Below are 25,787 nucleotides of genomic sequence, written 5' to 3'. Positions count from 1 at the left end.
GGACGGGGCCGCGGGACCGGGGACGGGGCCGCGGGACCGGGTCAGCCGGGCCCAGGCGCGGAGCCGTTCGGCCTCCGCGGCGGCGTCACCCGGGTGGGCGGTGAGTGCGGTCTCGGCGTGGACGACGAGGCGTTCCAGCGCGGTGCGTACGGGGGTGGGGCGTCCGGCCGCGAGGAGGGTCTGCCAGGCCGCGTGCACGGCGGCGACCGCGGCGCGGCGGGTGCGGTGMCCMGGCTCGGCGACGTAGGCGGCCGCGGCGTTCAGCGCCCGGGCCGTGGCGCGGCGCTCGGGTCCCTCCCGGCGGACCAGCGCGGGAGCGACGGTGACGAGCCAGGACACCGCACCGGCGCCGAGGGTCAGGGCGAGGTGGCCCGGCACCTGGCCCGTCTCCTGCGGGGCGAACAGGGCGGCGGAGCTGACGAAGGTGAAGATCACCGGTCCGGGGGGCCCGATGCGGGTGGCGTCACAGAGCAGCTTCTGCCCGGCCGCCAGGAGGGCGCCGACGGCGATCAGCACCGCGGTCGAACCGGTCAGCGAAGCCGTGACCAGGGAGACCCCCAGGCCCGCGAGCATCCCGAGGACGACTCCGACGACGGTCCTGGCGCGGCGCGCGTACGGCAGGTTGTGGCCGTACAGCGCGCAGAGCGAGCCGGCCATCGTGTACATCACGAGATCGAGGCGGCCCAGGGAGTAGAGCACCAGGTTGGGGATCGCCGTGGCCACGACCACGCTGGTGGCCGGCTTGAACCACATGTCCGACGGCCGGGCCAGACGCAGCGGGGCGGCCAGCGGGATTCTGCGGAGGGAGGACGGCCGGGGCCTGATGCTTGTATTACTCACGCACATACCTTAACAGGTATTACACCAGTAAATGATTTCGGCCGCGCGTGCCTGACGGCCCGCCCGGGCGGGCGGTCATAGCGTGCAGCTGCGCCAGGAACGCCGGCGCGCGCCCACTCACGCACGGAGGATTCCCAATGAAGCTCACCGCACCGGTGCCCGGCGGTCCCTGCTGGATCGAGCTGAGCACCTCCGACGTCGCGGCGGCGACGTCGTTCTACACGGCCCTCTTCGGCTGGCGGTGCGAAACGGACCCGCGCGAGGAGGCGGGCGGCTACACCATGGCGCACCTGGGCGAGAGCCGGGTCGCGGCCCTCAGCCCCGTCTACCAGCCGGGGCAGCCGCCGGCCTGGACGGTGTCGTTCGCCGTCGAGGACGCGGACGCCACGGCCCGGAAGGCGACGGCGGCGGGCGGTTCGCTGCTGGTCGGCCCCATGGACGTTTTCGAGGAGGGAAGGTTCGCCGTCCTGGCGGACCCGTCCGGAGCGGTGTTCTCGCTGTGGCAGGGCCGTGCCTTCGCCGGCGCCGACCTGTTCAACGAACCGGGCACACTGGGCTGGACGGAGCTCGCCACCCGCGAGAGCGCACCGGCGCTCGCCTTCTACCCGGACGTCCTCGGCTGGACGGTCAGGGCCTCGGAGACGTACCCGCAGTGGGGCATCGACGGGGAGGACTTCGGCGGTCTGCTGACGAGGGACGCGAACATCCCGCCCGAGGTGCCTCCGCACTGGCTGCCGTACCTCGCCGTCACGGACGTCGACGCGACGGCGGCCACCGCGCAGAGCGGAGGCGGCGAGCTGCTGATGCCTCCGACGGACATCGCGGACCACCGGAGGATCGCGGTCGTACGCGACCCGCAGGGGGCCGTGTTCGGTCTCTACCGGGCGGGCGACGAGGGATAGGGCCCGGGGTCTTTCGTCTGGATCATGCCGGGTTCGCGGGCCCCGGCACGCTCATCTGCGCCGTTGTCGCCGACCGCCCCTGCTCCGCCTTGCGGCTGCACGCCCAGGAGCCCGCTCCGTGATCCGGCCCGCCCCAAACGAAAGACCCTCGGTCAGCCGCTCTGCTCGTCCGTCACCTGGACATGGTCCCCGATGCCGACCACGAGGACCCGGGTGTCCGGTTCGATCGGGCGCCAGCGGTGGACGAGGCCGCCCGCGCAGTAGAGCGTGTCGCCCCGCTCCAGGCGGTAGAAGTGGCCGTCCGCCTCGACCTCCGCCGAGCCGTCGGCGACGTACAGGATCTCGTCGTTGCGGTGCCGGAACTCGCGGCCCCAGTCGTGGTCCCCGGTGAACTCCAGCGCGTGCAGCCGCTGGTGGCCGCGGACGAGCGGCCGCATCCGACCGTCCCCCTCGCCCTCCGCACCCGTCTCCCGTACGGAGGCGGAGGTGCCGCGCACCACGTCGACGGGGCGGGGCGCCTCGGCCGTGGAAAGAAGCTGGACCGCCGTCGTGTCGAGCGCGTCGGCGATGCGCTGGAGCGATCCCATACTCGGCCGGGAGCGGCCGTTCTCGATCTGGCTGAGGAAGGGGGTGGAGAGTCCCGCCCGCCGCGCGACCTCGGCGAGGGTCAGTTCCAGGGCGCGGCGCCGCCGGCGAATCCCCGGGCCGACCCGTGGGGCGTCCGCCTCGCTCATCTCATTCACTCCGTGTTCCTGCGTGCCGCACACCACAGGCGGCGGGGCAGTGAGCAGCCTACCGGGCCGGTTAATCTCTTAAGTCCCACCTAATAAAGTTAACCGGGAGGACCGATCCATGCCCCTCGTGGACCAGAACCAGCGACGGCGCCGCGGTACCGGGCTCATAGCCCTGGACGAGGACGCCTCCTACGGCGGGTACACCCTCTTCGCCCCGCTGACCGGCGGCGGCGAGGTGTATCTCATCGACATGCGCGGTGCGGTGGTCCACCGGTGGAACCTCCCGTACCGGCCCGGCCGGCACGCCCGGATCCTGCCCAACGGCAACCTCGCCTACAGCGGCGTCCTCCCGGACGAGCCGGCGCTCTTCCCGATGTGGCACAAATACCGCGGCGGGATCATGCAGGAGATCACCCCCGACGGCACGGTCGTCCGCGAGCACCGCGACCGTTTTCAGCACCACGACGCGTACCACTACGGCGACGGCCGGCTGCTGTACACCGCACTGGAGCCGCTGACCGGTGAGGCCGCGGCCGCCGTCCGGGGCGGGGTGCCCGGATCCGAGGCCGCCGGCACCGTATGGGCGGACACGATCGTCGAGGTGGACGCCGACGGGAGCACGGTCTGGGAGTGGAAGGTCTCCGAGCACCTCGACCGCGGCGCCTTCCCGCTGCACCCCGACTACGCGCGCGAGCACTACCCGCTGATCAACAGCGTGCTGCCGACCAGCGACGGCAACATCCTGGCGAGCTTCCGCTCCGTGTCCGCCGTGGTCGTCATCAGCCGGGAGACCGGCGAGATCATCTGGCGCAGCGAGCCCGGTGCCGTATCGCAGCAGCACTGCCCGACCGAGCTGGAGAACGGCAACTTCCTGGTCTTCGACAACGGCGTCTTCCGGCCGCACTGGGATGTGCCGTTCAGCCGGGTCATCGAGATCGAACGGTCGAGTGGCACCATTGTCTGGGAGTACCACGACCCGGCACGCGAGTCGTTCTTCGCCCCGTTCATGGGCAGCGCCCAGCGCCTGCCGAACGGGAACACGCTCGTGACGGACTCCCCCGCGGGACGCCTCTTCGAGGTGACCGAGGACGGCTATCTCTGCTGGGAGTACATCGTGCCGTTCTTCGGCGGCTACCAGGAAGAAGAAGTGCGCAAGCTGTTCCCGTCCGAGCCCAACGCCGTCTTCCGCTCGTACCGCTACTCGGCCCGGGAGCTTCCCTGGCTCGACGTCGCGAAGGGCTGACCCGGACCATGGCCTCCCCCGTCCCCGACACGGCCGTCCCCGACACGGCCGCGCCGGCCCCGTCCGTCGCGCCGGTCGACGAGCGGCTCCCGCTCCCCCGGCTGGTCCCGCTCGCGTTCCAGCACCTGTTGGCCGGGGTGGCCGCCCCCGTCTCCTCGGTCATCCTGATCGGCACCACCCTGTCGCTGTCGGCGTCCCAGACGGCATCGCTGCTCAGCGCCACCCTCGTGCTGTGCGGCATCGGCGCGCTGCTCCAGTCGCTGGGCGTGAAGGCGCTGCGCATCGGCGCCCGGCTGCCGTTCCTGATGCTTCCCGGCGGCGCGGCGGTCGCGATCTTCCTCCAGGTCGCGAAGGAGCACGGACCGGCGACCGCCTCCGGTTCGGTGCTCATCGCGGCGGTCTTCCTGATCGCCGTGCTGCCCCTGTACGGGCGGCTGGTGCGGTTCTTCCCGCCGCTGGTCATGGGCACCACGGTGGTCCTGATCGGGATCAACATGATCAAGATCACCGCGCCGATGATCGCCTCGGGACCGGGGCTCGGCTTCGCCACACTCGGCATCACCGCCCTGTTCTTCCTGTTCATGCGCGGTGTCTGGCGGCAGATGTCGGTGCTCTTCGGCCTGGCGGGCGGCACACTCGTCGCCGCGCTCACCGGTACGGCGTTCCACATGGCGCACGGCAGCACATTCGCGCTGCCCGACCCGTTCCCGTACGGCACACCGCACTTCGACCTGCTCGCCGCCGTGCCGCTGCTGGTCTTCGCGCTCGCCTCGCTGGCGGAGGCCACCGGGCAGACCGTGCTGAACAGCGAGGCGGTGGGCCGGACTCCGGACGCGGCACGTGACGTGCCGCGGATCTCCCGCGCGGACGCGGTCACCTCGCTGGGCGCCGGCGTCTTCGGTACGTCGCTGATGGTGACCAGCGCCGAGAACATCGGGATCGTCCAGCTCACCCGGGTGCGCAGCCGGTTCGTCACGGCGGGTGCGGGCGTGCTGCTGATCCTGTGCGGTCTGATCACGCCGCTGACCCGGCTGCTCGCCGCGATCCCGGAGCCGGTGGTCGGCGCCGCCGGGCTGATCATCTACGCGGTGATCGCGACGATGGGGTTCGGCATGCTCAGCCGTGAGAACCTCGGCCACGGCACGAACGGAATCGTGGTCGCGCTGGCCCTCTGCGTCGGTCTGCTGCCGGTCTTCGCCCCCGAGATGTACGCGGGCCTGCCGGTGTGGGCGCGGACCGTCTTCGGTAGTGGTGTGGCCGCCGGGGCTCTGGCCGCGGTGGTTTTCGCGGCGGTGTTCTCCCGGTTGGGACCGCCGGACGGCGGTCCGCCCGGCGGCACACCGGAGTGACCGCATGAGCAGAGGACGCCCGCACCCTTCGAGGGGCGCGGGCGTCTTCGCGTACGCGGGCCCGCACCTTCGAGGGGCGCGGGCGTCCTCGCGTCCGCGGGCCCGCACCTTCGAGGGGCGCGGGCGTACTCGCGTCCGCAGGTCCGCACCTTTCGAGGCGCGGGCGTCCACGCCTACGCGGGTCAGACTCAGCCGAGGCCGCGGGCGTCCTGCTTGAGGGCCGTGTCCACGGTCAGGGCCGTCGCCACCACGAGGCTCAGCAGCGGCTCGGGCAGCTGGTAGTGGATCTGCAGCACGTAGTTGTCGGCCGTGGTGAACATGGTCTTCGCGAGACCTTCCCAGGTCTTGGTGATCCGGGCTATCTCGGCCTCGTTGTGGTCGACGATCGCGAAGTTCCAGGCGCGCCAGTTCTCCGCCTTGATCGCGCCGACCTGCTGACCGTCGACCATGATCGCGAAGTTGATCTTCCCGATGGCGTTCTGCTGGACGATCTCGCCGACCGGCTGCCCGTCGGGGCGCTGCACGATGACCTTGGACTTGATGAACTTCGCCGGGCGCGTCAGCAGCAGCTGCGGCTGGCCGTACGCGTCGCGGATCTCCAGCCGGTGGGTCAGGTACTGGTCGATGCTGCTCACGAAACGCAGCACCTTGCGCATCGCGCTCTGGCCGACCTGGATGACCGAGCCGATGGTGTTGCCGTGCTGGTCGAAGACGCTGTACTCGTTCGTGACCTCGATCAGCTTGGCCTTCTGGTTCACGACCAGGACCTGCTGATTGAAGAGCGTGCCCGCGCCGGGAGCACCGCCCTGCTGCGGCATGCCCTGCTGCGGCACGGCGGCGGGCTGGTGCTGCTGAGCCTGCTGAGGGGCCTGGGGCGCCTGCTGCTGATAGGGCTGCTGCTGCGGGGCCTGCTGAGGCTGGTGCTGCTGCGGGGCCTGCTGCGGCTGGTGCTGCTGCGGAACCTGGGCGGATGCCTGGGCCTGCTGCTGTCCGCCGGCCGGACTGGTGTGCTCGGTCCACTGGGAGCCGTCCCAGTAGCGCAGCAGCTGGGGGGCGCCGTGCGGATCCGGATACCAGCCCGCAGATACGTTCGAGTGCGTTGTCACCGGGGCACACTATCCCGGCCGGCCGGGAGCGGAACCCCTTCCCCCGGGATCCACAGGTTCGCCGATCCGGGCCGCCACTCATTGAAACTTCACACACCGATACGATGCCGGGATGAACTGGCTGAGCGAACGCACGGAGCGCCGGCGGAGTGCCCGCGCGTCCGTGGTGCTCGGCTGGGCGTTCCTCCTGATCGCCCTGGCCTCGTGCTGCTGGCCGACGCCCGGGGCCTCCGCCGCAGCGCACGACGGCCCCGCCTCGGCGGCGCCGCCCGGGATCACTCTCGCCGTCCAGGTGCCCGCGGCCCGGGTCGTGGTGGCCGACGCACCGCGCGATCGCGGGGCCGGAAGTTCCTGCCACGGCGACTCGGAGCACTCGGACCCCGTCGTGGTGCCCGGCCAGCCCGCTCCGGCGGCGCTTCCGTCGGCCGCCCCGCCTCTTCCCCCGGCCCCGCTCACCGGCGCCGCGGCCATCCGCGGCCCGTCGAACGACGCCGTGGGCGACGTGGACCGTCTCCGCCTCCAGGTTCAACGGATCTAGGGGCCGGCCACCGACCGTTCCGGGACATCCCGAGAACGTTCCCGTGTGCCCGCAGCCCGTCCGTGTCACGAACCGAAGGACTCACCATGGCCTCCGCCAAGAAGCAGAACACCCCTGCCGCCGCCCGCCGCGCCAAGCTGGAGGAGGCCCGCCGCAAGGAGCGGGCCCGCGAGCGCCGCAGCCGCATCATCACGATCACCGCGGCCGTCGTCGTCGTGGCCGGCCTGGTCGCCGGCGGCGGCTACCTGATGAACGAGGCCGACGAGCAGGACAAGGCCGAGACGGCCGCCAAGTCCTCGCCCGTCGAAGGCGAGAAGAGCTGGGAGAAGCTCACTCAGGAGCATGTCGACAAGAAGGTCGACTACCCGATGAACCCGCCGGTCGGCGGCGACCACAACCCGGTGTGGATGAACTGCGACGCCGATGTCTACGCGAAGGAGATACCGAAGGAGAACGCCGTCCACTCGCTGGAGCACGGCGCCGTCTGGGTCACCTACACCAGCAAGGCGAGCCCGGCCGACGTCAAGAAGCTCGAGAAGAAGGTCGAGGCCACCCCGTACTCCCTGATGAGCCCGGTGGAGGACCAGGGGTCCCCGCTGATGCTCAGTGCCTGGGGCAAGCAGCTGGCCGTGAAGAGCGCCTCCGACGCCCGCGTCGCGCAGTTCTTCACAAAGTACGTCCAGGGCCCGCAGACCCCGGAGCCGGGCGCCGCCTGCTCCGGCGGGATCGACAAGTGACGTCCCCGGCCCGGATGTCACGGCCGATGGTGCTGGCCGGCGGGGCGGTGCTGCTGCTCGCGCTCGGCCTGGTCGCCCTGATGCTCGTACGTCCTTCCTCCTCGGCGCCCTCCGCCACCACGTCCGCCGCGGCTCCCGCCGAGGCCTCGGCCGATGTCGGTTTCGCGCGCGACATGGCGGTCCACCACCAGCAGGCCGTCGAGATGTCGTTCATCGTCCGGGACCGCACGTCCGATGTGGCGGTGCGCCGGCTCGCCTACGACATCATCAACACGCAGGCCAACCAGCGCGGCATGATGCTGGGCTGGCTGGAGACATGGGGCCGCGCGAAGAGCTCCCCCGGGCCGCCCATGGCGTGGATGGGCCATGCCGTCACACCGCGGGACGGCGCGCTGATGCCCGGCATGGCGACCGACACCGAGCTCGACGGGCTCCGCGCGGCCAAGGGCCGGGACGCCGAGGTGCGCTTCCTGAAGCTGATGACCGCGCATCACCGGGCCGGGGCGGAAATGGCGCAGGCGGCCGCCGCCGCGGCGGGGACCGACGAGGTCCGGAACCTGGCCTCGGGCATGGTCCTCGGGCAGAAGTCGGAGATCGCGCTCATGGCCGACATGCTCAAGCAGCGCGGGGCGACGGCCTGAGCACCCTCCCGGTGACCGGCCCGCTCGAGGACCGGGGCAACGGCCCGACCACCGCCCCGGTGACCGACCCGCTCGAAGACCGGGGCAACGGCCCGACCACCGCCCCGGTGACCGACCGCCTCAAGCAGCGCGGCACCACGGCCTGAGGGCCGTCCCGGTCCGGCCGCTCCCCGTGAGCGGCCGGACCGGGACTTCGCGACCGTACTGACGTACGGGATCGCATAGGCTCGGCACCGATATGAAGAGCAACCTCACGCCGCTGGGGCCCAAGGCCGACAAGGACACCGTCCGGCGCAGCAACCTCAGCCTCGTGCTGCGGGCCGTCCGTGACGAGGGCGAGGGTGAGGCGACCCGGGCCGGGGTCGCCGCGCGGGTGGGGCTGACCCGGGCCGCCGTGTCCTCGCTCGTCGAGCAGCTGCTCGACAGCGGCTTCCTCACGGAGTCGGGCAAAACGTTCAGCGGCCAGGCCGGCCGGCCCGGCACCGCGCTCAAGACGGCCCGCACCGGGCCGGCCGGGCTCGGCGTCGAGGTCAACATCGACTACGTGTCGGTGGTGGTCGTCGATCTGGCCGGGACCGGCCGGGTCCGGCTCACCGAGCATCTCGACAACCGGGGCGCGCCGCCCGCCGAGGTGCTGGCGCGGGCGGCCAGGATCGCCGCGCGCACCCTGGACTCGGCACGCGAGCAGGAGCTGTTCCCGGTCGGCGTGGCACTGGCACTGCCCGGCCTGGTCTCCGGCGGCTCGGTCCGTCAGGCGCCGAACCTGGGCTGGAACCAGGTGCCCGCCGAGGAGCTGTTCGCCGCCGCACTGGCAGCCGAGCGCCCCGGTCACGAGGCGCTGACGGTGAGTTCGGAGAACGAGGCCAATCTGGCGGCGCTGGCCGAACTGTGGTTCGGCGGGCTGGGCCGGATCCGGACCTTCCTCTATCTGACCGGTGAGATCGGCGTCGGCGGCGCCCTGGTGATCAACGGCGAGCTGCTGCGTGGTGCGCACGGTTTCGCCGGGGAGATCGGGCACGTGGTGGTGGACTCGGAGGGACCGCAGTGCCGGTGCGGGTCGCGCGGCTGCCTGGAGCAGTACGCGGGACAGGCGGCGCTCCTGCGGTCGGCGGGGATCGAGGAGGGCGGCAGCGGGATCGGCGTCGCCGAACTGGAGCGGCGCACCCGGGCCGGGGACGAGCGGGCGGTGGCCGCGGTCGCGGATGCGGGCCGGATGCTGGGGCGGGTGCTGTCGGGCGCGGTGAACCTGCTGGACCCGGACGCGGTGGTGCTCGGCGGGATCTACCGGAACCTGATGCCGTGGCTGGCGCCGCCGGCCGACGAGGAGCTGACGGACCGGGTGGTGTCGGGTCTGTGGACCCCGGGCAGCGGCCGGCTGCGGGCCTCGTCCGTCGCGGGTGACGCGGCGCGGGGTGCGGCGGCGCTGGTGATGACGGACGTGCTGGCCGACCGACGTGAACGCGGCGGCGCGCTCCTTGAGGATCAGGTAGTTGCGCATGCAGCCCGCGGCCGAGGCCCAGACGCCGTCGTAGTCCTCGGTCCGCCGTCGTAGTCCTCGGTCCGCGGCGGCTTGAAGTCGAAGTGGCGCGGGCCCACCGCGCCGTCCTCCACCCGGCGGCGGGCGCTCGCGGACCGGCTTCCCGCGTACCGGGTCAACGAGGACGGCGCGCTCGCCGAGTGGGCGTGGCCGGGGCTGGCGGAAACCTACGACCACCGCCACCTCAGCCACCTCTATCCGGTGTGGCCGCTGGACGCGATCAACCCGTACGACACCCCCGAACTCGCGGCCGCCGCACACCGCGCGCTGGAGCTGCGCGGATCGGAGAACGACTCCGCGCACGGGCATCTGCACCATGCGCTGATCGCCGCACGGCTGCGGGACGGGGCGCGGGTCTCGGCGGCGCTGGAGGCCGTGCTGGCGGGCGACTTCTTCCACGACTCGCTGATGAGCGCCCACTACCCGTCCCGCAACGTGTACAACGCGGACGCCGCCCACGCACTGCCCGCAGCGGTCATCGAGGCGTTCGTCCAGTCGACGCCCCATCGACTCGTCCTGCTGCCCGCGCCCCTGACCGGCTGCCCGAGCGGCGAACTGCGCGGCGTGCGGACGAGGTTCGGCGCGGGTCTGGATCTGCGCTGGTCCGCCGACGGCACCGCGACCGCGGTGCTCCACCCCACCCGTGACGCCCGGGTCGACGTCCGTACGGGCCACGGCAGCACCCTCCCCGATTCCTCCGCCGGAACCCCTTCGGCACCGCTGGAGCTGAAGGCCGGCGTGGACCGCGTCCTCGAACTGGGGCCGCGGTAGCGCTCCCCCCACCCCATCCCCCCACCATGGAAGGACAACCATGGCACCACGCACCCGCATCCTCAGCAGGTTCGTACTGGCGCCGGCCACGGCGGTGGCGGCCCTCATCGGCTTCGCCGCCGCTCCCGCCCAGGCCGCGATCTGGTCCTCATCGGACCAGTGGGGCAACTACACCACCTCCGACGGATACACCCTCTACAACAACATCTGGGGATCCGGCGCGGGTTCGCAGTCCATCTGGGCCAACTCCTCCAGCAACTGGGGCGTGTGGGCCGACCACCCGAACACGGGCGGCATCAAGTCGTACCCGAACGCGAAGAAGGTCGTCAACAAGTCGATCACTTCGCTGTCGTCGCTCACCAGCTCCTACAACGTCACCGTCCCGTCGTCGGGGGCGTACAACACCTCGTACGACATCTGGGACAGCGACTACGACTACGAGGTGATGCTGTGGGTGAACTACAACGGCGCCGTGGGCCCGCTCGGCACCTCGCAGGGCAACGTGACGCTCGGCGGCCACACCTGGACCGTCTACAAGGGCGACAACGGGGCCAACCAGGTCTTCTCGTTCCTGCGCACCTCGGACTCCTCGGCGGGCACGGTAAACATCCTGCCGATCCTGAAGTGGATCAAGGACACCAAGGGCTGGTGGGGCAACGAGACCATCGGTGACGTGCAGTTCGGCTACGAGATCACCTCGTCGTCGGGCGGCCTGGACTTCCGGACCAACGGATTCGGCGTCTCCTCCAGCTGATCCGCACAAGGAGCCGGTCCCCGCGCGGGGGCCGGCTCGTGTGCGTGTCCGTGCCGGGGGACTACCGCGGGGCGGGCCCCGTGCTTTCCCGTACGGTCAACTCGGGTGCGAGCAGCTCCACTTCGTCCGTGCCGCGGCCGGAGAGCTTGGCGACGACCTGCTCGACCGCGCGACGCCCCATCTCCTGCGCGGGAATGGCCACGGAGGTGAGCCGCACCGAGGCCTGGGAGGCCACCTGCTCCGGGCAGATGGCGACGACCGACACGTCCTCGGGCACGGCCCGGCCCTGCTGCCGCAGGAGGTTGAGCAACGGCTCCACCGCCGACTCGTTCTGCACGATGAATCCGGTGGTGCCGGGGCGCTCGTCGAAGATCCGCGACAGGGTCTGCGCCATCGCCGGATATCCGCCCTCGCAGGGCCGGTGCAGCACACGCACTCCGGTCTCCCGCGCCTTGGCACGTATGCCGTCGACCGTCCGCTCGGCGAATCCGGTGTGCCGCTCGTACACCGCGGCGGCCTCGCCGATCACGGCGACCTCGCGGTGGCCGAGGCCGGCCAGGTGTTCCACGCAGAGCGCCCCCGTCGCCTCGAAGTCGAGGTCCACACAGGTCAGGCCCTCCGTATCCGCCGGCAACCCGATGAGCACGGCGGCCCGGTCGGTGTCGCGGAGCAACGGCAGCCGCTCGTCGTGGAGTTCGACATCCATGAGGATCATCGCATCGGCGAGCGAGCTCCCGGCGATGCGCCGCACCGCGGCGGGCCCCTCCTCCCCGGTGAGGAGAAGGACGTCGTAGCCATGGGTGCGGGCCGTGGTGGCGACCGCGATGGCGATCTCCATCATCACGGGCACGTACATGTCGGTGCGCAGCGGCACCATGAGCGCGATGATGTTCGACCGGCTGCTGGCGAGCGCCCGCGCACCGGCGTTGGGGTGGTAGCCGAGCTGCTGGATGCTCAGCTCCACCCGCTCCCGGGTGGACACCGAGATGGACCGCTTCCCGCTGAGGACGTAACTCACCGTGCTCGCGGAGACTCCGGCGTGCTGCGCGACCTCGGCCAGGGTGACCATTCAGCTCTCCATCAAGGAACGTCGTCGGACACCGGCACGGAGACCGGCCTGCACCGGCAGCGTCGGCCGGATGAGGCGAAGCGCTTCGACTTCACCTGCTCCACCTGCGACATGCCCGGATGATACGACCCTAGACCTGCCCGCACAGCGTGTCCATAGCCCTGTCGAAGCGCTTCGACAAGCTCACTCCGGCGGCCGGTTCCGGAACGGAGCGTGGCGGCAGCCGCGTCGGCTACCGCCACGATATGCCCGGACCCGGAACGGAACATCAGGGGGACCGGAAGTGCTGCCGGCTCAGGACGCCGACGGGGTCCAGCCCTCCAGCCAGTCGGCCACCTCCTGCCCTGCCGCCCCGCTGTCACTGAGCTGAGGCCGGTCGCCGCTCGCCGCTCCGGCGCCCGGTCCGTCGTTGCGGTACTCCGCGAACCGGTCGTCCTTCCAGGAGAAACCGCTCATGTCGGTCCACGGCGCCGGCCGGATCGCGGCGCTCAGGGTGCTGTCGCGGACGGTGGTCATCGGGTCGAGCGTGGCGTCGCCGCCGGCGTGCCAGGGGCGCCCGAGGTAGAAGGTGGAAGCGGAGACGTCACCGTTGACCGTGGAGTTGTTGATGAGGAAGCCCCTGCGGCCGGCGGCTGTGCTGGGGGCGGTGATGTAGCCGGCGGAGCTGCCGTTCCACCGCTTCTTCAGAGTGATGACCGAGGCGTCGATGACGGCGCTCGCCCGGCCGAAGACGAAGTCGACGTTGCCGACGACATAGGAGTTCCTCATGTAGACACGGCCCAGCCTGTCCTTGGCGGCGGTGTCGAGCAGCAGAGTGTCCTGATCGCCCTCGGTGATGATCGAGTCGAGGAACACCTTGTCGGCCGCGGTGCGCAGTGCGACTGCCTGGAGGCCGTTCATGTCCTGGTGGGCGGCCTCGTCGAAGTCGTTGGCGATGGTGAGGTTGCGGGCCTGGAAACCGTCCGCCTCGGCGGCGACGGTCGCGCTGCCACCCGTCCCGTACGTCCCCGATCCGTCGGGCTTCCGGGTGCCGGAGGCGTTGTCGTACACGATGACCGTGCTCCTGCGGCTGGGCCCGGTGCCCTGGAGGGTGACGTTCTGCTTGGTCGAGGGGATCTTCACCAGCTCGCGGTAGGTGCCGGGCGCGATGGCGATGACGGTCCGGGCCGTGTTGCCCGCGGGCACGGCGTTCACGGCGGCCTGCACGCTGCTGTACTGGCCGCTTCCGTCCTTGGCCACGGTGAGCGTCGTGGCGGCGGCGGTCGTCGCGGCCGCCGCGATGGCCGAGCGCGGCCCCGCGCCGGCCTTCACCAGCGCGGGCACGTCCGCGGCGGCATCCAGCGTGTAGGCGTAGTAGCCGTGCGGGTCGAACGACGTCCCGCCGCCGGTCTCGTTACGTCCGCTCGTACCGGCGAAGACGCTGCCGCGCTGGACGAGGGTGGCGGTGCTGTCCCGGATGACGGGGTTGTTCAGCCCGTCGAAGTAGCTGTTCTCCAGGACCATGTTCGTGTGGCCGCGGGCGTAGTTGCCGTAACTGCTGGTGATCTCGGTGCCCGGGTCGTCCTGGAGGAAGTTGTTGTACAGATGGGCGTGGGCCACGTTGTCGGTCGAGGGGTTGCGCTGTTCGGTCTCGTGGAACCAGTTGTGATGGATCGTGAGGTCGGCGGTCGTGTTCTCGGTCCAGCCGATACCGAACGCCTTGTTGTCGTGCTGGAGCCGGTTCCAGGACACCGTGAGGTAGGTGGTGTCCTTGCGGCTGTCGATCAGCCCGTCGGCCATGTTCCGCAGGTCGTTGTGGTCGATCCACACGTGGTGGGCACCGTCCATCTGGATGGCGTCCCAGTCGTGTTCCTTGTCGTTCCAGGTCCCGGCGTACGAGTCCCGGATCGTCAGATTGCGGATGATGACGTTGTGCACGCCCTGACCGAGGAAGAAGCCGCCGCCGACGATGTGACCGGAGGTGCCGGAGCCGATGATCGTCTTGTCGGAGGCGACCTTGATCTCCTTGCCCTTGGGATCCATGGTGATGGCGGCCGCGACGACGATGACGTAGGGCTCCGCCGCCGTCGCGTACTTCTCCAGATCGGCGAGGGTGCGCACGGTCACGGTCTGGCCGCCGCGTCCGCCGTACGTTCCGTCCTGCCCCAGTGCGTCGACCGAGGCGAAGCCGTCGGCCACCTCGTCGGCCCGGACGGGGGAGGCGGCCGGCGAGGCGGGGTACGGGGTGCTACGCGCCTCCGTCGCACCGTTCGCCGTGGTGGCGGCGAGTCCTGCCGCCAGGGCTGTGCTGACCGCAATCGCCACACCCAGCCGCGTTCTGCGACTGCGGTGGCCGCTGCCTGCGGGCAGGTGGGGGGTGTGCTGCGCCGTTCGGCGTTGCGCTGTCATGACCTGAACCATTCCGTCGAGGAAGGATGCCGTTCAGGTACTGGTTGCCGCCGGCGGCCGCATGGTTGCCGGGCAGGCGCGACGGGCGGTCAGGTCGGTACGCCCCAGGGGCCGTCTCAGTTCTGCCGGGGCAGCAGCTCCGCCTCGAACCGGTCCACGAACGCGTCGAGGGACCGGCTCCCCGCGGAGTAGACCACGAACTTGCTGAGACCGGCCTCGACATAGCCGTCCAGCAGCCGGTGGAGCGCCGGCCATCCGTCGGCGACGAGGTCCCGTGGGTCGCTCTCCGGGGCGCGCCGGTGAATCGCCTCGGCCAGCTCCTGCGGGATTCCGTTCTCCGCCACCATGAGACTGATCCCGAAGTGGTCGGGCTCGATCGCCCGTCCCGCGTCCTCGGCCGCGGCCTGAATCGCCTCGCGGGCCCGCCCCGCCGCATCGGGTGCGAGGAAGGACCCCAGCCAGCCGTCGCCGTACCGCCCGACCCTGCGGAGCCCGGCGGGCGCGCTACCGCCGAGCCAGACGTCCAGGGGCTTGGCAGGCAGCGGCGCGATCCGCGCGCTCGCGACCTTCAGGAACTCCCCGTCGAAGCCTGAGACCTCACCGCCGAGGGAGGCCCGCAGCAGTTCCAGGGATTCGTCGAACAGCGCCCCGCGCCGGCCTTCCGGCGCGGGGAACAGTTCCCGTTCGTCGGGGCGGGCCGGCTGGAGCCCGAAGACCGGCAGCACGCGCCGGGGCGAGAGCCCGGCCAGGGACGCCAACTGCTTGGCGACCAGGACCGGGTGCCGCCCCGGGAGCACCGCCACCGAGGTGCCGACCTTGAGCCGGCTCGTCCGCGACAGGGCGTGGGCCATGCCGACGAACGGGTCCACCGCCTCCGAGTAGACATGTTCGGACAGCCAGAGCGAATCCACGCCGWCGCCTTCGAGGCGGTCGACGATCCGGCTGAATTCCGACAACGCCGCACCCGCACCGAGCCCGACTCCGAAACGGATCTTCATGACAACCACCCTACGGGCACCGCCCTGCCGAGCGGACGCAGGCGGGCGGGCCGGGCGGAGTCCGGCGCCGAGCGAGCGGATTCAGGCGTTGAGCAGAACGGGAAAGGCCTCCATGTCGTTCTGCGTCATCACGGGCAGCTTGCGGATGTCCGCGTCCGGCACCGCGAGGCGCAGCTCCGGGAACCGCCCGAAGAGTGCCGGCAGGGCGATGCCCGCCTCGACGCGGGAGAGCGCCGCACCGGGGCAGATGTGCGGGCCGTGGCCGAAGGTCATGTGCCGGATGGGGGTGGCGCGGGTGATGTCGAAGGCGTCGGCGTCGGGGCCGTGCTGCGCGGGGTCGCGGCCGATCACGCGGTAGGAGATGACCACGCCCTCGCCCTTGCCGATGACGCTGTCACCGACCTGGATGTCCTCGGTGGCGAACCGCATGAGCAGATGGGTGGTCGGGGTGTCCCACCGCAGGGTCTCCTCGATCACGGTCTCCCAGGAGACCTCCCCGTCGAGGACCATGCGCAGCTGGTCGGGGTGGGCCAGCAGGGCGCGTACGGCGTTGAGGATGAGCCCGATCGTGGTCTCGTGCCCTGCGGCGACCATCGCCTTGAGGTTCCCGACCACCTCTTCCTCGGTCAGCGGCTCGCCGCCCTCGTCGGCGAGGATGAGCGCGGAGGTCAGGTCGTCGGTCGGCCGCGCGGTCTTCTCGCGGACGAGGCCGGCGTAGAAGACGTCGAGTTCGGCGAGGAGGGCCAGGCGTTCGTCCTGCGGGGTGAGCATCGAGAAGAAGGCCTTGTACTGACGGGTCAGCATGGCGTTCTCGGCGGGGTCGACACCCATGAGCATGCCGACGACCCGCATGGGCAGCGGCTGCGCGAACACGGACTTGAGGTCGACGACGGCCCCGTCCCTGCCGCCCTCGGCGAGGGCGTCCAGCAGCTCCTCGGTGAACTTCTCGATGTCGGGGCGTATCGCCTCCAGCCGGCGGGGCGTGAGCGCCTGAGAGGTCTTGGTCCGCAGCCGGCGGTGCTCGTCGCCGTCGACGGTGAACATGGACCGGCCCGCGTCGATCATGCCGATGAGCGGCCACGCGTGCGTCACCTCGCCGCTCTGCCACAGGCCCCAGGCGTCGAGATCCTTCACCAGTCGCGGGTCGAGCAGGAGCTGCCGGGCGTCGGCATGCCGGGTGAGGGCCCAGGCCGGGACACCGAGCAGCTCGATCCGGGCCAGCGGTCCGGCGTCGCGCAGCCGCGCCGTCTCCCCGTCCAGGTCCTGGACCATCGGGTCGATGACAACGGTCGCACCGTTCGGGGCTGCGGCCTGAGCGGCGGCGTGGGGGCAGTTCACGAGAGGTCTCCTGTCGTACGAACGGGGGTGAACCGAACAGGGAGCGAGGTGGTGCCACGCAGGAACGCGGAGGGCCGTCGTACGAGGTCGTCGACGGGCACGGCGAGCTGGAGGTCGGGCAGCCGGTCGAGCAGGACCTCGATGCCGGTACGGGCGATGATCTCGGCGATCTCCTGGGCGGGGAACGGGCACCGGTACTCGCCGTGGCTGAACGCGAGATGGGCCCCGTTGCCGCCTTGCGCGGGTGCTCCGGTGCCGGACATGCCCTGCCGGATCAGCGGGTCGGTGTTGGCGGCGCCGAGCCCGAGCAGCAGCATGTCCCCGGCCTTGATCCGCCGGCCGCCGAGCTGGGTGTCCCGTACGGCCCAGCGCCCGGCGAGGATCTGGGTGGGCGTGTCCTCCCAGAGCACCTCGTTCATGGCCTCGCCGATGCTGCGCCGGCCGCGGGCCATGGAGTCGGCGAACGCGTCCTCGGTGAGCATCAGCCGCAGGGAGTTGCTGACCCAGTCGGCGGTGGTGAGGTGCCCGGCGGCCGTGATGGCCATCAGATCGAGCATGTACTCCTCGTCGGTGAACGCCTCGGGGAAGGCGAGCATCCGGGAGGTCACGTCATCCCCGGGCTCGGCCCGTTTCGCGGCCACCAGCCGGGCCATGTGTTCCCCGAACCTCAGATGGGCGCTCTGCGCGTCCGGCCCGCCGTCGGCCAGGTCCTTCAACACCTGGGCGATGTCGGCACCTTCGTCGTCGGGGAACCCGACCAGGCGGGCGAGGACGAGAACGGGGAGGGGCTCGCAGAAGTCGGCGACGAGGTCGGCCGTGCCGCGGCTGCACACGTCGTCGATCAGCCGGTCGGCCAACTGCTCGCAGTGGCTGCGGATCTGGAACGGGTCGGCGCCTTCGAGGGCCGGCCCGACCATCCGGACGTGCCGCCGGTGTTCCTCCCCGGCGCTGAAGTAGATGGACGGCAGGGGGCGCCCCACCATCGGCAGCAGCGGCCAGTCGTCGGGGATGTGGGGCCACTGGTTCCACAGGCCGACATCGCGCGGGAAGAGCTCGCCGTCACTGGTGACTTGATGGAGTTCGCGGTACCCGATGACCAGCCAGGCCGGGAACCCGCCCGGCAGCTCCACGGGGACGACCGGCCCGTGGTCACGTCGCATGGAGCGGTACACGGCCTGCGGTTCGGTCTGGAACCCGGGCCCGTTGAGCGGTACGGCTCCGGTGTGCGCCGGACAGCCGGGAGGCGGAGGAGGGGAGGCCGGCGCGGGCTCTGTGGAAGAAGGGCGCGTCATGAGTCCTGACTCCTGTGGCGAAAGCTGCACGCGTCATGATCATGCGATCAACGCACGTTCACTATAAGGATTTTGTGTGACCACGGAGCGGTCAACAGCGATCAATCCCACACCCTGAACGGAACAACGGGACGACAACTCGCCATAATTGATGAGCATCGCGATGTACCGCACGGACCTTCGCGCACCACGACGGAGCGGGCCTACGCCAGAAGCGCAGGGCCCGCGGCACGGTCGACATCGGCCTCGGTATCGGCCTCGGGAACGACCTCGGGAACGACCTCGGTATCGACCTAGGTATCGACCTCGGACTCGCACAACTCCCCGCCCGAGTAACCGACGTTGACGAGGCCGACGCCATCCCCGGCTCCGGCGGACGGGGCTCCGGCTTCCAGCTTCAGCGCATGCCAGCGCTCCAGCCAGTACACCCGCCCGCGGTGACCGGCGAGGGTCTCCCGCAGCGCGCCGGGTGCATGCGTCCACACCGCGGGGAGGTCACCCGCGTAGTCGAAGGCGGCGCGCAGTCCGACCCATCCGTCGTCGCGGACATCACCGGAGGTGAGCAGGATCTCGACGGCCTGCCCCGGCTCCTGGCGGCACTTCTTCGCGTGGATCCAGTGCACGCGGTGACCCGCGGCGTAACGCGAGCAGTCGTCGATCCGCACGGAGTCGCTCTGGGTGAGATGACGCAGCATGGTGAGGTTCGCCTTCCGGGACAAGGACCCCGAGCGCCTGCACCGTGGTCCGCTGTTCCCCGTGCCCTTCGCGCGGGGCAGGTCGTCACCCGGAGCACCCGCAGCGGAGCGGGGTGCCGTCCAGCAAGCCGGGGCTGTGCACTGGAACTCATGACCCGTACAAGACCCTAACGCACGCGAGCCACCACCCCTGCGGATGACCAGGGGCAGGCGGGCGCCCGCCGACGGACACCGCCCGCCCCCAACCGCCGCTCCAGGAGCTGCCGCTCACCCGGTGACGAGACCCGGGTCGCTCGTACCGGCCTGACCGGTCTCGACGTGTCCGGCGAAGCGCCGCAGGAACGTGGGGTCCAGGTCGGAGACGACGGTGACGTCGTACCAGTTCTTGCTTCCCCGCAGGTCGAGCACGTGCTTGACGGTGGCGCCCGCACGAACCTCGAAGGTCTGCACGCCACCCCCGTACCCGACGGCGCTGCGCAGGGTCAGCCGGACGGTGGCGGAGCCGCCGTTGACGAAGGTGAGATCAAGCCCGCCGCCGGCCGCGACATGACGGGCCGTCACTTCCGGTCCCACCACCACCCCGCCGGCCCGGAAGGTGCGCAGGAAGCCGTTGGGGCCGTGGACGGTGAGGTCGGTCACTCCCTTGGAGTAGGCCGTGTTCCAGCTGTCCGCCAGGGACTTGCCGGCTTCGGTGGTGTACGTCCACGGCCCGTCGGTGCGGTTGGCGGAGGTCACCAGGAACTGCGCCCCGGCGGCGGCGCCACCGCTGAAGGTGAGACGGTACTTGCCGGTGGCGGTGTCTGCGGCACCGTCGACGAAGGGCGCGTAGCGCAGCGGCCGGGTGGGCCGGGCGCCCTTCTCCTGCTTGGGCACGCTGCCGTTGGCGGGCGGGGCGGGGACGTAGTCGGGGTGGCGGAGACGGTCCGGAGGTTCGTAGGCGTCGGTCGACGGCAGCGGAACGTCCGAGGCGTCCGCACGACGGAAGTCGAAGGCGGAGGTGAGATCCCCGCAGACAGCGCGCCGCCAGGGCGAGATGTTGGGTTCGTGCACTCCGAAGCGCTGTTCCATGAACCGGATGACGGAGGTGTGGTCGAAGACCTCGGAGCACGCGAACCCGCCGGTGCTCCAAGGGGAGACGACGAGCATGGGCACCCGCTGTCCGAGCCCGTACGGCCCGGCGGCGTAGCGGATGTCGCCCGGGAAGTAGTCGGCGGTGGTGTCCACGGTGGACAGCCCCTGCGCGGGACCCGAGGGCACGAAGGGCGGTACGACGTGGTCGAAGAAGCCGTCGTTCTCGTCGTAGGTGATGAAGAGCGCGGTCCGGCCCCAGACCTCGGGGTCGGCGGTCAGCGCGTCCAGCACCTGGGAGATGTACCAGGCACCGTAGTTGGCGGGCCAATTGGGATGCTCGCTGTACGCCTCGGGCGAGACGATCCAGGAGATTTTCGGCAGCGTCCCGGCCCGGACGTCGGCCTTCAGGTCGTCGAGGAGCCCGCCACCGTTCTTGATGTCGGTACCGGTGCGGGCCTTGTCGTGGAGCGGATCCCCGGGCTCGGCGTTGCGGTAACGGTTGAAGTACAGCAGCGAGTTGTCGCCGTACGTACCCCGGTAGGCATCGTTGATCCACCCCCAGGACCCGGCGGCGTCCAGTCCGTCGCCGATGTCCTGGTAGACCTTCCACGACACCCCGGCCTGCTCCAGCCGCTCGGGATAGGTGGTCCAGCCGTATCCCGCCTCGTCGTTACCGAGCACGGGGCCGCCTCCGGAACCGTCGTTCCCCGTGTACCCGGTCCACAGGTAGTAGCGGTTGGGATCGGTGCTCCCGATGAACGAGCAGTGGTACGCGTCGCAGACGGTGAAGGCGTCGGCGAGGGCGTAGTGGAACGGTATGTCCTCACGCGTGAGGTGAGCCATGGTCGTCGCGGTCTTGGCGGGCACCCACTGGTCGTACGCACCCTTGTTGAACGCCCGGTGCCCGCCCGCCCAGTCATGGTTCAGGTCCCGGAGGAACTGCATCCCGAGCTCGTCGGCGGGCGGCCGGAACGGCAGCACCTCCTTGCCGAGGAGGTCCTTCTGATGCCAGACCGGCTTTCCGCTGGGAAGCGTGACGGGCCGCGGATCACCGAAGCCGCGGACGCCGTTCATGGTGCCGAAGTAGTGGTCGAAGGAACGGTTCTCCTGCATCAGCACGACAATGTGCTCGACGTCCTGCACGCTGCCCGTACGCCCCTTCGCGGGAAGGGAGGCGGCGCGGGCGATGCTGCTCGACAAGGCCGTGTGGGCGGCTGCCCCTCCGGCGATTTGGAGGAGGCGGCGACGGTTCAGTTCTGCCATGGGTGGGGGCCTCTGTGGGGTGAGGGAATATGGCGACGAAAGCGACTGGAGTGTCCCAGAATCGGATGGCCCCGCGGAAGACTCATGCGGTGTGCATGCGGTGGCGGTCGGCGGAACATTCGTCGACCGGGAGTTCAGCCAGGCCTCGGTCGACCTGCTGCGGGCCCCGGACAGCGATCGGGACGGGTTGTCGGCCTGGGTGGGCTTCGAGTCCCGCCCCGGGGACTACTACCGTCTGCTGGCAGAGGTCACGGGCGGCGCCGCTCCCCGGATCAACGAGCGCCTCAGCCGATAGATCCACCGAAGTCCAACCGTCTCCTGCCCAGCGGACAGCAGCCGGCAGAGGACGGATCATCCCGGGACCAGCCGCCTCGGCCCCGTCGGGGGACGGCCACCACCCTCCCCTGGGGGATAACCCCCAGGAAGGTCGGGGGGAAACCGGTTCGTACGGACGACGCCGGGTCCGTAGGTTCTGGAGTGAAATAGGCGCACCGCTTCACACAGCCTTCGGAGGCCCACTCGTGACCGCCCCTTCGCTCCAGCCGACGCGCACGCTTCACCCGGCCCTGGCGGCCTTCGTGCGCTTTGTTATCTGCGGTGGCGGGGTCGGGGTTGCCTCCAGTGGCGTTCTGGTCCTCCTCCACGGACGGATGCCGCTGGTACTCGCCAACGCTCTGGTCACCGTCGTGTCCACCGTGATCGCGACCGAACTGCACAGCCGGGTCTCGTTCCGCAGTGAGCGCCGGGGCTGGGGTGTCCACCTTCAGGCGGGCCTGACCGTGGCGGTGAGTTACGCCTTCACGACCGGGGCCCTGTTCTGCCTGTACGCGGTCCAGTCGGAGCCTTCGGCGCTCGTTCAGCAGAGCGTCTACCTGTCCGCGTCGGCGATCGCCGGCGCCGGGCGGTTCGCGCTGCTGCGGGTCGTCGTCTTCGGGGAGCGCGCGGCTGGCGGGACGCGGAAGGTCTCGTTCGGCAAGGCGTCCGTGGCCATGGCTGCGTGAGCGCGACACCGAATCTGCGGATCCAGCCGCTCGCCCCGCCTGAGTGAGCGGGTTCCCGGTCCTCGCCGCCGGTCGCTTCACACGGCGTCCGAGTCGTGCGAAGAAAACTCCTGTGCGGCGACTCGTACGCCTCTGCGATCATCCACGGATGACGCATCGTCTCGAATCGCTGGTCATCCGGCATACCCACCGGCTTCCCCTCCCCAAGGGAGTTACAGGGGAAGGAAGCACCGCCGCACGAAGCCTCGATGCGGCACTGACGTCCGTGGGATTCAAACTCTCGGCGGAGCTGTTGCAGGGGCTGTCGAGGCTGCCAGAGGCGACGGTAATGCACACCGCCGAGCAGACTCTGCACGCCGTGAGCGAGATGGTGGGCGACCACGTCCGGCACAACGCGTACTTCATCGACTTTCCGGCGAACGTGCCGGGCACCGAAGAGTTCTGGACGTCGTGCGTGACGAAGGCACTCGGCGATGAAAGGACCCGCGAGAACGTGCTGACGCAGCTGGCACACGGAGTGCTGGACCTGCTCAGCCTCCCCACGTACGGCCGCTACCAGCACACCTACGAGGAGATGCTCGCGGCGCAGGACGCGCTGATCGCGTCGGCGGGTGACCGGGTGACGGTCCTGCGCCCCGGAGGGGACCTGGAAGAGGAAGTCACGGACCTGTACCTGGCCCTGGCGGGCAGCACGACGCCGCTGGGCGAGGAGCACCTGCGCGACCTCAGGACGCTCGCCGGAGAGTGCGCACGCGGCCCCCAGCCGGAGTCGATCCCGGTCCGGGAGAACCGGGCCGTCGTCAACGAAGCCCGTCTCGCTGTCGGCGCCGGCCTGTTGCTGGACACTGTTGTTGATGTATTGCGGCTGGCATGCGCACTGTCGGACGGCGATGTGACGCTGCAGCAGCCGACCCGGTTCCGGGCTCTCTCGCGGCCTGTCCGCCGCACCCTGCTCGCGGGTCTTGACGCCGTGATCGCGGCGAACCCCGCGAAACTGGCCGATGTGCACGCGCACCGCGAACAGTTCAAGCGGCTCGGCGAGCGTCTCCACCCGCACGAGTACCCGCGCTGGCCGCACGCCGCCGACGTGTTCGCGGTGGCGCGGCGCGAGAAGGAAGCGCGGACCTTCGACAGCCGTGTCGAAGAGCTCCTCGACGCATACGACGTGCTTGGGGCGGTGCGGTTGCTGAAGTCCGCTCCCGGCAAACTGTTCCGCGCCCTGGACCTCCTGCTGCGTATCGCCGCCGGCCAGGAGGAACGGGACGCTGTGGTGGCCGCCGCGGTGGAGGTGGCTCCCCAGGTCTCCGGACGGGTCGTGCTGTCGGTGCGCGAGCACTTCCAGAACCGGGAACGGGAGACCGACGCGCCCCGGATCTTCGTGAACCGCCGGGGTCGTGGCTGGGTCGGTCCCGACTTCCGGCCCCCGGTCCCCGCCTCGGACCGCGATCGTCTGATCGCCGCGCTCGACGCCGAGATTCGTCGCAGGCTCCCGGCGCCCGGCCGGCTGCTGGTCGACCCCGACGTGCTCGACGTGGCGCTTCCGCTCAGCGGCAGGGCGGCCGCGGGTGGGCTCGGTGTACTGCCGCGCGGTTCACTCTCCGCGGTAGACGGCGACCAGTTGCGCTTCTTCGTGTACTGGAAGGAGAGCGAGAACCGGACCGATTACGACCTCTCGGCGCTGCTTCTCCACAGTGACTACAGCACCGACTCCTGGCTCTCCTATACCTCTCTCACGGCTGTCGGGGGCGAGCACTCGGGCGATGTCACCGAAGCGCCCGACGGCGCCTCGGAGTTCATCAACCTGTCCTTGGACCGGGTACGCAGCGCGTGCATCGTTCCGCAGGTCAACATCTTCTCCGGGGAGAACTTCGAGGAGGTCAAAGAGTCGTTCTTCGGCTTCATGCTGCGCGACGGTGAGCAGAAGGGCCGGCCGTTCGAGCCGCGCACGGTGCGCATGAAGTCAGACCTTCGCGGAGCGGGCCGGGTGGCGCTGCCGCTGGTGTTCCGGCGCGAGGACGACGGCCGCTGGCGTGCCAAATGGCTGCACCTGTACCTGAAGGGCATCTCGTCGGCCAACCGGGTCGAGGAGAACCAGGTGTCGGTCTCCAAGGTGGTGCGCGCCGTCGTGGAACGCGACTACCTCACCGTGAGGTATCTGATCGACCTGATGCCGGCCGGCTGCTCGACCGTGGATCTGTGGGACGGCGGACCGTCCCCGGACGAGCCGGTGACGTACATCGGTCTCGAACGCCCCGAAGGACTGCACTCTGACTCCCGGGTCATCACGCCCGAGAATCTGCGCGACTTGATCCCGGGCTGAGTGCTAGCGTTGGCCACGGCCAGGCCATGAAGGGGCTTCCTTCTCACTCCTCTCTGACATCGAGTTCCTTCGCTCTCCTGGCCCTCGACATCGCTCCGGGCGGCGCCCGCGTTCACCACGCGAGCGCCGCCCGACGCGTTTTCCACCCCCTCTGCACGCCGCGGAGACAGCCTCTCCGCTCCCGCGCCCGTACGACCCCGTCACGGCCGGACCGGCCTGCGTGTGTCCACCCCGCTCGCGACCGGACATGTACAGGGGCGCGACGCGCGCGCGTTGTTATCCTGACCAGCGTTCCAGGTCATCAGGGTGGGCCCCGTCGGCCGCCGGAGCGGGCCGAGCGCCCGTCGAGGGGAGAAGCACGTGCAGGGTCCAGCGGCGAGCCGGGGTTCGGTCAGGAAGGCCGAGCAGGCGTGGAGCCAGGCGATGGGCCTGATGCAGCGCGGGGACACCGCGGGCGCCGGCGCGCAGTTCGCACTCGCCACGACCCACGACCCCTCTGCCGCCGACGCGTGGCTGGGGCTGCACGCGACCGGTCAGCGGCAGGAGGAGGCGCTGGAGGGCATGCTCCGGTGTTCCGGGACCTTCGGCGCGCTGCGGACGAAGTTCGGGATGCCGCTGCGGTCCACGTTCCAGATCGGCCACTACGTCACCTTCCGTCTGGAGAACTCCCGCGACCTGTGGCTGGCGGCCATGTCGTCGCTGCTGGACAAGAAGCGCGTCGACGAGGCGTGGGCAGGGCTGTCGACGGCCCAACTCGACTGCGACGAGACCCGGTTCGTCTGCACGCGCTACGCCTTCGTCAAGGAGGACTGGGCCCTCGTACTGAGGTTCGCGACCGGTATCGGTGACGCGTTCCTTTACGACGAGGCGCAGTTGTACGTCGGTGCGGCACTGTTCGCCCAGGGCGTCTACCACGAGGCGCTGAACGTGCTGGCGCCGCTGCCGCGGAAGCTGGAGACCGGCAGCAGGTTCGACGCCGAGAGCAAGTACTTCATGGGGCGTTCGCTGGAGGAGCTGGGGCAGCAGGAGGAGGCGCTCAAGCGGTACCAGTACGCCTTCCGGTGTGCGCCGGGGCTCTTCGATGTGGATGCTCGCGCCCAGGCCCGGCCGGCTCCGGCCGCCTCTCCGGCCCCCAGGGCCGCCGACCTGGTTCCGCCGAGGCCGGCGCAGCCCGCCGCACCCACGCCCACTGTCCCGGCC

General features: G+C 70.6%; 22 protein-coding genes, 2 pseudogenes and 1 riboswitch. Of the genes and pseudogenes, 14 read left to right on the top strand and 10 right to left on the bottom strand.

The genetic code is table 11. The features are described 5' to 3' along the window. A pseudogene (locus EAO72_RS09890) lies at nucleotides 1-840 on the bottom strand (FUSC family protein); the annotation flags it as partial. A 137-nt stretch (nucleotides 841-977) separates the two neighbouring features. Here EAO72_RS09890 and EAO72_RS09885 point away from each other — a divergent pair. Beyond that, nucleotides 978-1,742, top strand: a complete 765-nt coding sequence (locus EAO72_RS09885; RefSeq protein ID WP_148016881.1) for a VOC family protein — start codon at nucleotides 978-980, stop codon at nucleotides 1,740-1,742. A gap of 152 nt (nucleotides 1,743-1,894) precedes the next feature. Here the strand turns inward: EAO72_RS09885 and EAO72_RS09880 are convergent, their stop codons facing one another. Further along, nucleotides 1,895-2,476 (bottom strand): helix-turn-helix domain-containing protein, encoded by a 582-nt coding sequence (locus EAO72_RS09880; protein WP_148016880.1) that lies wholly within the window; start codon nucleotides 2,474-2,476, stop codon nucleotides 1,895-1,897. 118 nt (nucleotides 2,477-2,594) lie between these two features. On the opposite strand from EAO72_RS09880, the gene EAO72_RS09875 reads away from it, so the two are divergent. Both EAO72_RS09875 and EAO72_RS09870 read left to right on the top strand, forming a co-directional pair. After that, on the top strand, nucleotides 2,595-3,719 hold the full coding sequence (locus tag EAO72_RS09875; protein WP_148016879.1) for an aryl-sulfate sulfotransferase: 1,125 nt from the start codon (nucleotides 2,595-2,597) through the stop codon (nucleotides 3,717-3,719). An 8-nt stretch (nucleotides 3,720-3,727) separates the two neighbouring features. After that, nucleotides 3,728-5,068: a uracil-xanthine permease family protein gene (locus EAO72_RS09870; protein WP_148016878.1), complete on the top strand. Its 1,341-nt coding sequence runs from the start codon at nucleotides 3,728-3,730 to the stop codon at nucleotides 5,066-5,068. Between the two features lie 188 nt (nucleotides 5,069-5,256). On the opposite strand, the gene EAO72_RS09865 is transcribed toward EAO72_RS09870, so the two are convergent. Next, nucleotides 5,257-6,174, bottom strand: a complete 918-nt coding sequence (locus EAO72_RS09865) for a phospholipid scramblase-related protein (protein WP_148016877.1) — start codon at nucleotides 6,172-6,174, stop codon at nucleotides 5,257-5,259. A 112-nt stretch (nucleotides 6,175-6,286) separates the two neighbouring features. Between EAO72_RS09865 and EAO72_RS09860 the strand changes: the two genes are divergently transcribed. The 7 genes and pseudogenes from EAO72_RS09860 to EAO72_RS09835 all read left to right on the top strand — a co-directional run bounded on the left by EAO72_RS09860 (nucleotide 6,287) and on the right by EAO72_RS09835 (nucleotide 11,152). After that, nucleotides 6,287-6,712: a hypothetical protein gene (locus EAO72_RS09860; RefSeq protein ID WP_148016876.1), complete on the top strand. Its 426-nt coding sequence runs from the start codon at nucleotides 6,287-6,289 to the stop codon at nucleotides 6,710-6,712. A gap of 86 nt (nucleotides 6,713-6,798) precedes the next feature. Continuing rightward, entirely contained in the window at nucleotides 6,799-7,449 is a 651-nt protein-coding gene (locus EAO72_RS09855) for a DUF3105 domain-containing protein (protein WP_148016875.1), read from the top strand. Nucleotides 7,450-7,463: 14 nt separating this feature from the next. Next, nucleotides 7,464-8,090, top strand: a complete 627-nt coding sequence (locus EAO72_RS09850) for a DUF305 domain-containing protein (protein ID WP_410090231.1) — start codon at nucleotides 7,464-7,466, stop codon at nucleotides 8,088-8,090. An 11-nt stretch (nucleotides 8,091-8,101) separates the two neighbouring features. Next, nucleotides 8,102-8,236, top strand: coding sequence for a hypothetical protein (locus EAO72_RS42925; protein ID WP_261991434.1), 135 nt, complete (start codon nucleotides 8,102-8,104; stop codon nucleotides 8,234-8,236). Nucleotides 8,237-8,328: 92 nt separating this feature from the next. Beyond that, a complete protein-coding gene (locus EAO72_RS09845; RefSeq protein WP_315986299.1) occupies nucleotides 8,329-9,642 on the top strand; it encodes an ROK family protein in 1,314 nt (437 codons plus the stop codon). Between the two features lie 57 nt (nucleotides 9,643-9,699). Continuing rightward, nucleotides 9,700-10,398 (top strand): annotated as a pseudogene (locus EAO72_RS09840) (glycosyl hydrolase family 95 catalytic domain-containing protein); the annotation flags it as partial. A 40-nt stretch (nucleotides 10,399-10,438) separates the two neighbouring features. Continuing rightward, a complete protein-coding gene (locus EAO72_RS09835; RefSeq protein ID WP_148016873.1) occupies nucleotides 10,439-11,152 on the top strand; it encodes a GH12 family glycosyl hydrolase domain-containing protein in 714 nt (237 codons plus the stop codon). A 61-nt stretch (nucleotides 11,153-11,213) separates the two neighbouring features. Here the strand turns inward: EAO72_RS09835 and EAO72_RS09830 are convergent, their stop codons facing one another. The 7 genes from EAO72_RS09830 to EAO72_RS09795 form a co-directional block, all read right to left on the bottom strand. Next, entirely contained in the window at nucleotides 11,214-12,221 is a 1,008-nt protein-coding gene (locus EAO72_RS09830) for a LacI family DNA-binding transcriptional regulator (protein ID WP_148016872.1), read from the bottom strand. Between the two features lie 294 nt (nucleotides 12,222-12,515). Further along, nucleotides 12,516-14,609, bottom strand: coding sequence for a pectinesterase family protein (locus EAO72_RS09825; protein ID WP_261991401.1), 2,094 nt, complete (start codon nucleotides 14,607-14,609; stop codon nucleotides 12,516-12,518). A gap of 116 nt (nucleotides 14,610-14,725) precedes the next feature. Beyond that, complete coding sequence (locus EAO72_RS09820; protein WP_148016871.1) at nucleotides 14,726-15,607, bottom strand: TIGR03854 family LLM class F420-dependent oxidoreductase; 882 nt, start codon at nucleotides 15,605-15,607, stop codon at nucleotides 14,726-14,728. A gap of 81 nt (nucleotides 15,608-15,688) precedes the next feature. Beyond that, complete coding sequence (locus EAO72_RS09815; protein WP_148016870.1) at nucleotides 15,689-16,945, bottom strand: cytochrome P450 family protein; 1,257 nt, start codon at nucleotides 16,943-16,945, stop codon at nucleotides 15,689-15,691. Next, nucleotides 16,942-18,237 carry a cytochrome P450 gene (locus tag EAO72_RS09810; protein ID WP_148016869.1) on the bottom strand — a complete coding sequence of 432 codons (1,296 nt, stop codon included), beginning with the start codon at nucleotides 18,235-18,237 and terminating at the stop codon, nucleotides 16,942-16,944. Before EAO72_RS09810 ends, EAO72_RS09815 begins: the two co-directional genes overlap by 4 nt. Nucleotides 18,238-18,530: 293 nt before the next feature. Then, complete coding sequence (locus tag EAO72_RS09800) at nucleotides 18,531-18,932, bottom strand: hypothetical protein (RefSeq protein ID WP_148016867.1); 402 nt, start codon at nucleotides 18,930-18,932, stop codon at nucleotides 18,531-18,533. Between the two features lie 46 nt (nucleotides 18,933-18,978). Then, nucleotides 18,979-19,088, bottom strand: a riboswitch (SAM riboswitch). A 111-nt stretch (nucleotides 19,089-19,199) separates the two neighbouring features. Next, a complete protein-coding gene (locus tag EAO72_RS09795) occupies nucleotides 19,200-21,266 on the bottom strand; it encodes a phosphocholine-specific phospholipase C (RefSeq protein WP_148016866.1) in 2,067 nt (688 codons plus the stop codon). 91 nt (nucleotides 21,267-21,357) lie between these two features. Here EAO72_RS09795 and EAO72_RS09790 point away from each other — a divergent pair, with 91 nt between their 5' ends. The 4 genes from EAO72_RS09790 to EAO72_RS09775 all read left to right on the top strand — a co-directional run. After that, nucleotides 21,358-21,561, top strand: coding sequence for a hypothetical protein (locus tag EAO72_RS09790; RefSeq protein WP_148016865.1), 204 nt, complete (start codon nucleotides 21,358-21,360; stop codon nucleotides 21,559-21,561). Between the two features lie 226 nt (nucleotides 21,562-21,787). Next, on the top strand, nucleotides 21,788-22,267 hold the full coding sequence (locus EAO72_RS09785; RefSeq protein WP_148016864.1) for a GtrA domain-containing protein: 480 nt from the start codon (nucleotides 21,788-21,790) through the stop codon (nucleotides 22,265-22,267). A 148-nt stretch (nucleotides 22,268-22,415) separates the two neighbouring features. After that, a complete protein-coding gene (locus EAO72_RS09780; RefSeq protein WP_148016863.1) occupies nucleotides 22,416-24,587 on the top strand; it encodes a TerD family protein in 2,172 nt (723 codons plus the stop codon). Nucleotides 24,588-24,947: 360 nt separating this feature from the next. Then, the coding region (locus tag EAO72_RS09775; RefSeq protein ID WP_410090187.1) for a tetratricopeptide repeat protein at nucleotides 24,948-25,787 on the top strand (840 nt) is incomplete at its 3' end.

The sequence above is a fragment of the Streptomyces sp. OR43 genome (genome assembly GCF_008042275.1).
In the GTDB taxonomy this organism is placed as follows: Bacteria; Actinomycetota; Actinomycetes; order Streptomycetales; family Streptomycetaceae; genus Streptomyces.
The sequence above is the reverse complement of the archived record's forward strand: the minus strand, read 5'-3'. Positions and strand labels throughout refer to the sequence as shown.

What these genes read in the sequence shown, in the direction of transcription:
- EAO72_RS09885 (WP_148016881.1), top strand. Translation starts at nt 978, where the DNA reads ATGAAGCTCACCGCACCGGTGCCCGGCGGTCCCTGCTGGATCGAGCTG.
- EAO72_RS09880 (WP_148016880.1), bottom strand. Translation starts at nt 2,476, where the DNA reads ATGAGCGAGGCGGACGCCCCACGGGTCGGCCCGGGGATTCGCCGGCGG.
- EAO72_RS09875 (WP_148016879.1), top strand. Translation starts at nt 2,595, where the DNA reads ATGCCCCTCGTGGACCAGAACCAGCGACGGCGCCGCGGTACCGGGCTC.
- EAO72_RS09870 (WP_148016878.1), top strand. Translation starts at nt 3,728, where the DNA reads ATGGCCTCCCCCGTCCCCGACACGGCCGTCCCCGACACGGCCGCGCCG.
- EAO72_RS09860 (WP_148016876.1), top strand. Translation starts at nt 6,287, where the DNA reads ATGAACTGGCTGAGCGAACGCACGGAGCGCCGGCGGAGTGCCCGCGCG.
- EAO72_RS09855 (WP_148016875.1), top strand. Translation starts at nt 6,799, where the DNA reads ATGGCCTCCGCCAAGAAGCAGAACACCCCTGCCGCCGCCCGCCGCGCC.
- EAO72_RS09850 (WP_410090231.1), top strand. Translation starts at nt 7,464, where the DNA reads ATGTCACGGCCGATGGTGCTGGCCGGCGGGGCGGTGCTGCTGCTCGCG.
- EAO72_RS09845 (WP_315986299.1), top strand. Translation starts at nt 8,329, where the DNA reads ATGAAGAGCAACCTCACGCCGCTGGGGCCCAAGGCCGACAAGGACACC.
- EAO72_RS09835 (WP_148016873.1), top strand. Translation starts at nt 10,439, where the DNA reads ATGGCACCACGCACCCGCATCCTCAGCAGGTTCGTACTGGCGCCGGCC.
- EAO72_RS09830 (WP_148016872.1), bottom strand. Translation starts at nt 12,221, where the DNA reads ATGGTCACCCTGGCCGAGGTCGCGCAGCACGCCGGAGTCTCCGCGAGC.
- EAO72_RS09825 (WP_261991401.1), bottom strand. Translation starts at nt 14,609, where the DNA reads ATGACAGCGCAACGCCGAACGGCGCAGCACACCCCCCACCTGCCCGCA.
- EAO72_RS09810 (WP_148016869.1), bottom strand. Translation starts at nt 18,237, where the DNA reads ATGACGCGCCCTTCTTCCACAGAGCCCGCGCCGGCCTCCCCTCCTCCG.
- EAO72_RS09800 (WP_148016867.1), bottom strand. Translation starts at nt 18,932, where the DNA reads ATGCTGCGTCATCTCACCCAGAGCGACTCCGTGCGGATCGACGACTGC.
- EAO72_RS09795 (WP_148016866.1), bottom strand. Translation starts at nt 21,266, where the DNA reads ATGGCAGAACTGAACCGTCGCCGCCTCCTCCAAATCGCCGGAGGGGCA.
- EAO72_RS09780 (WP_148016863.1), top strand. Translation starts at nt 22,416, where the DNA reads ATGACGCATCGTCTCGAATCGCTGGTCATCCGGCATACCCACCGGCTT.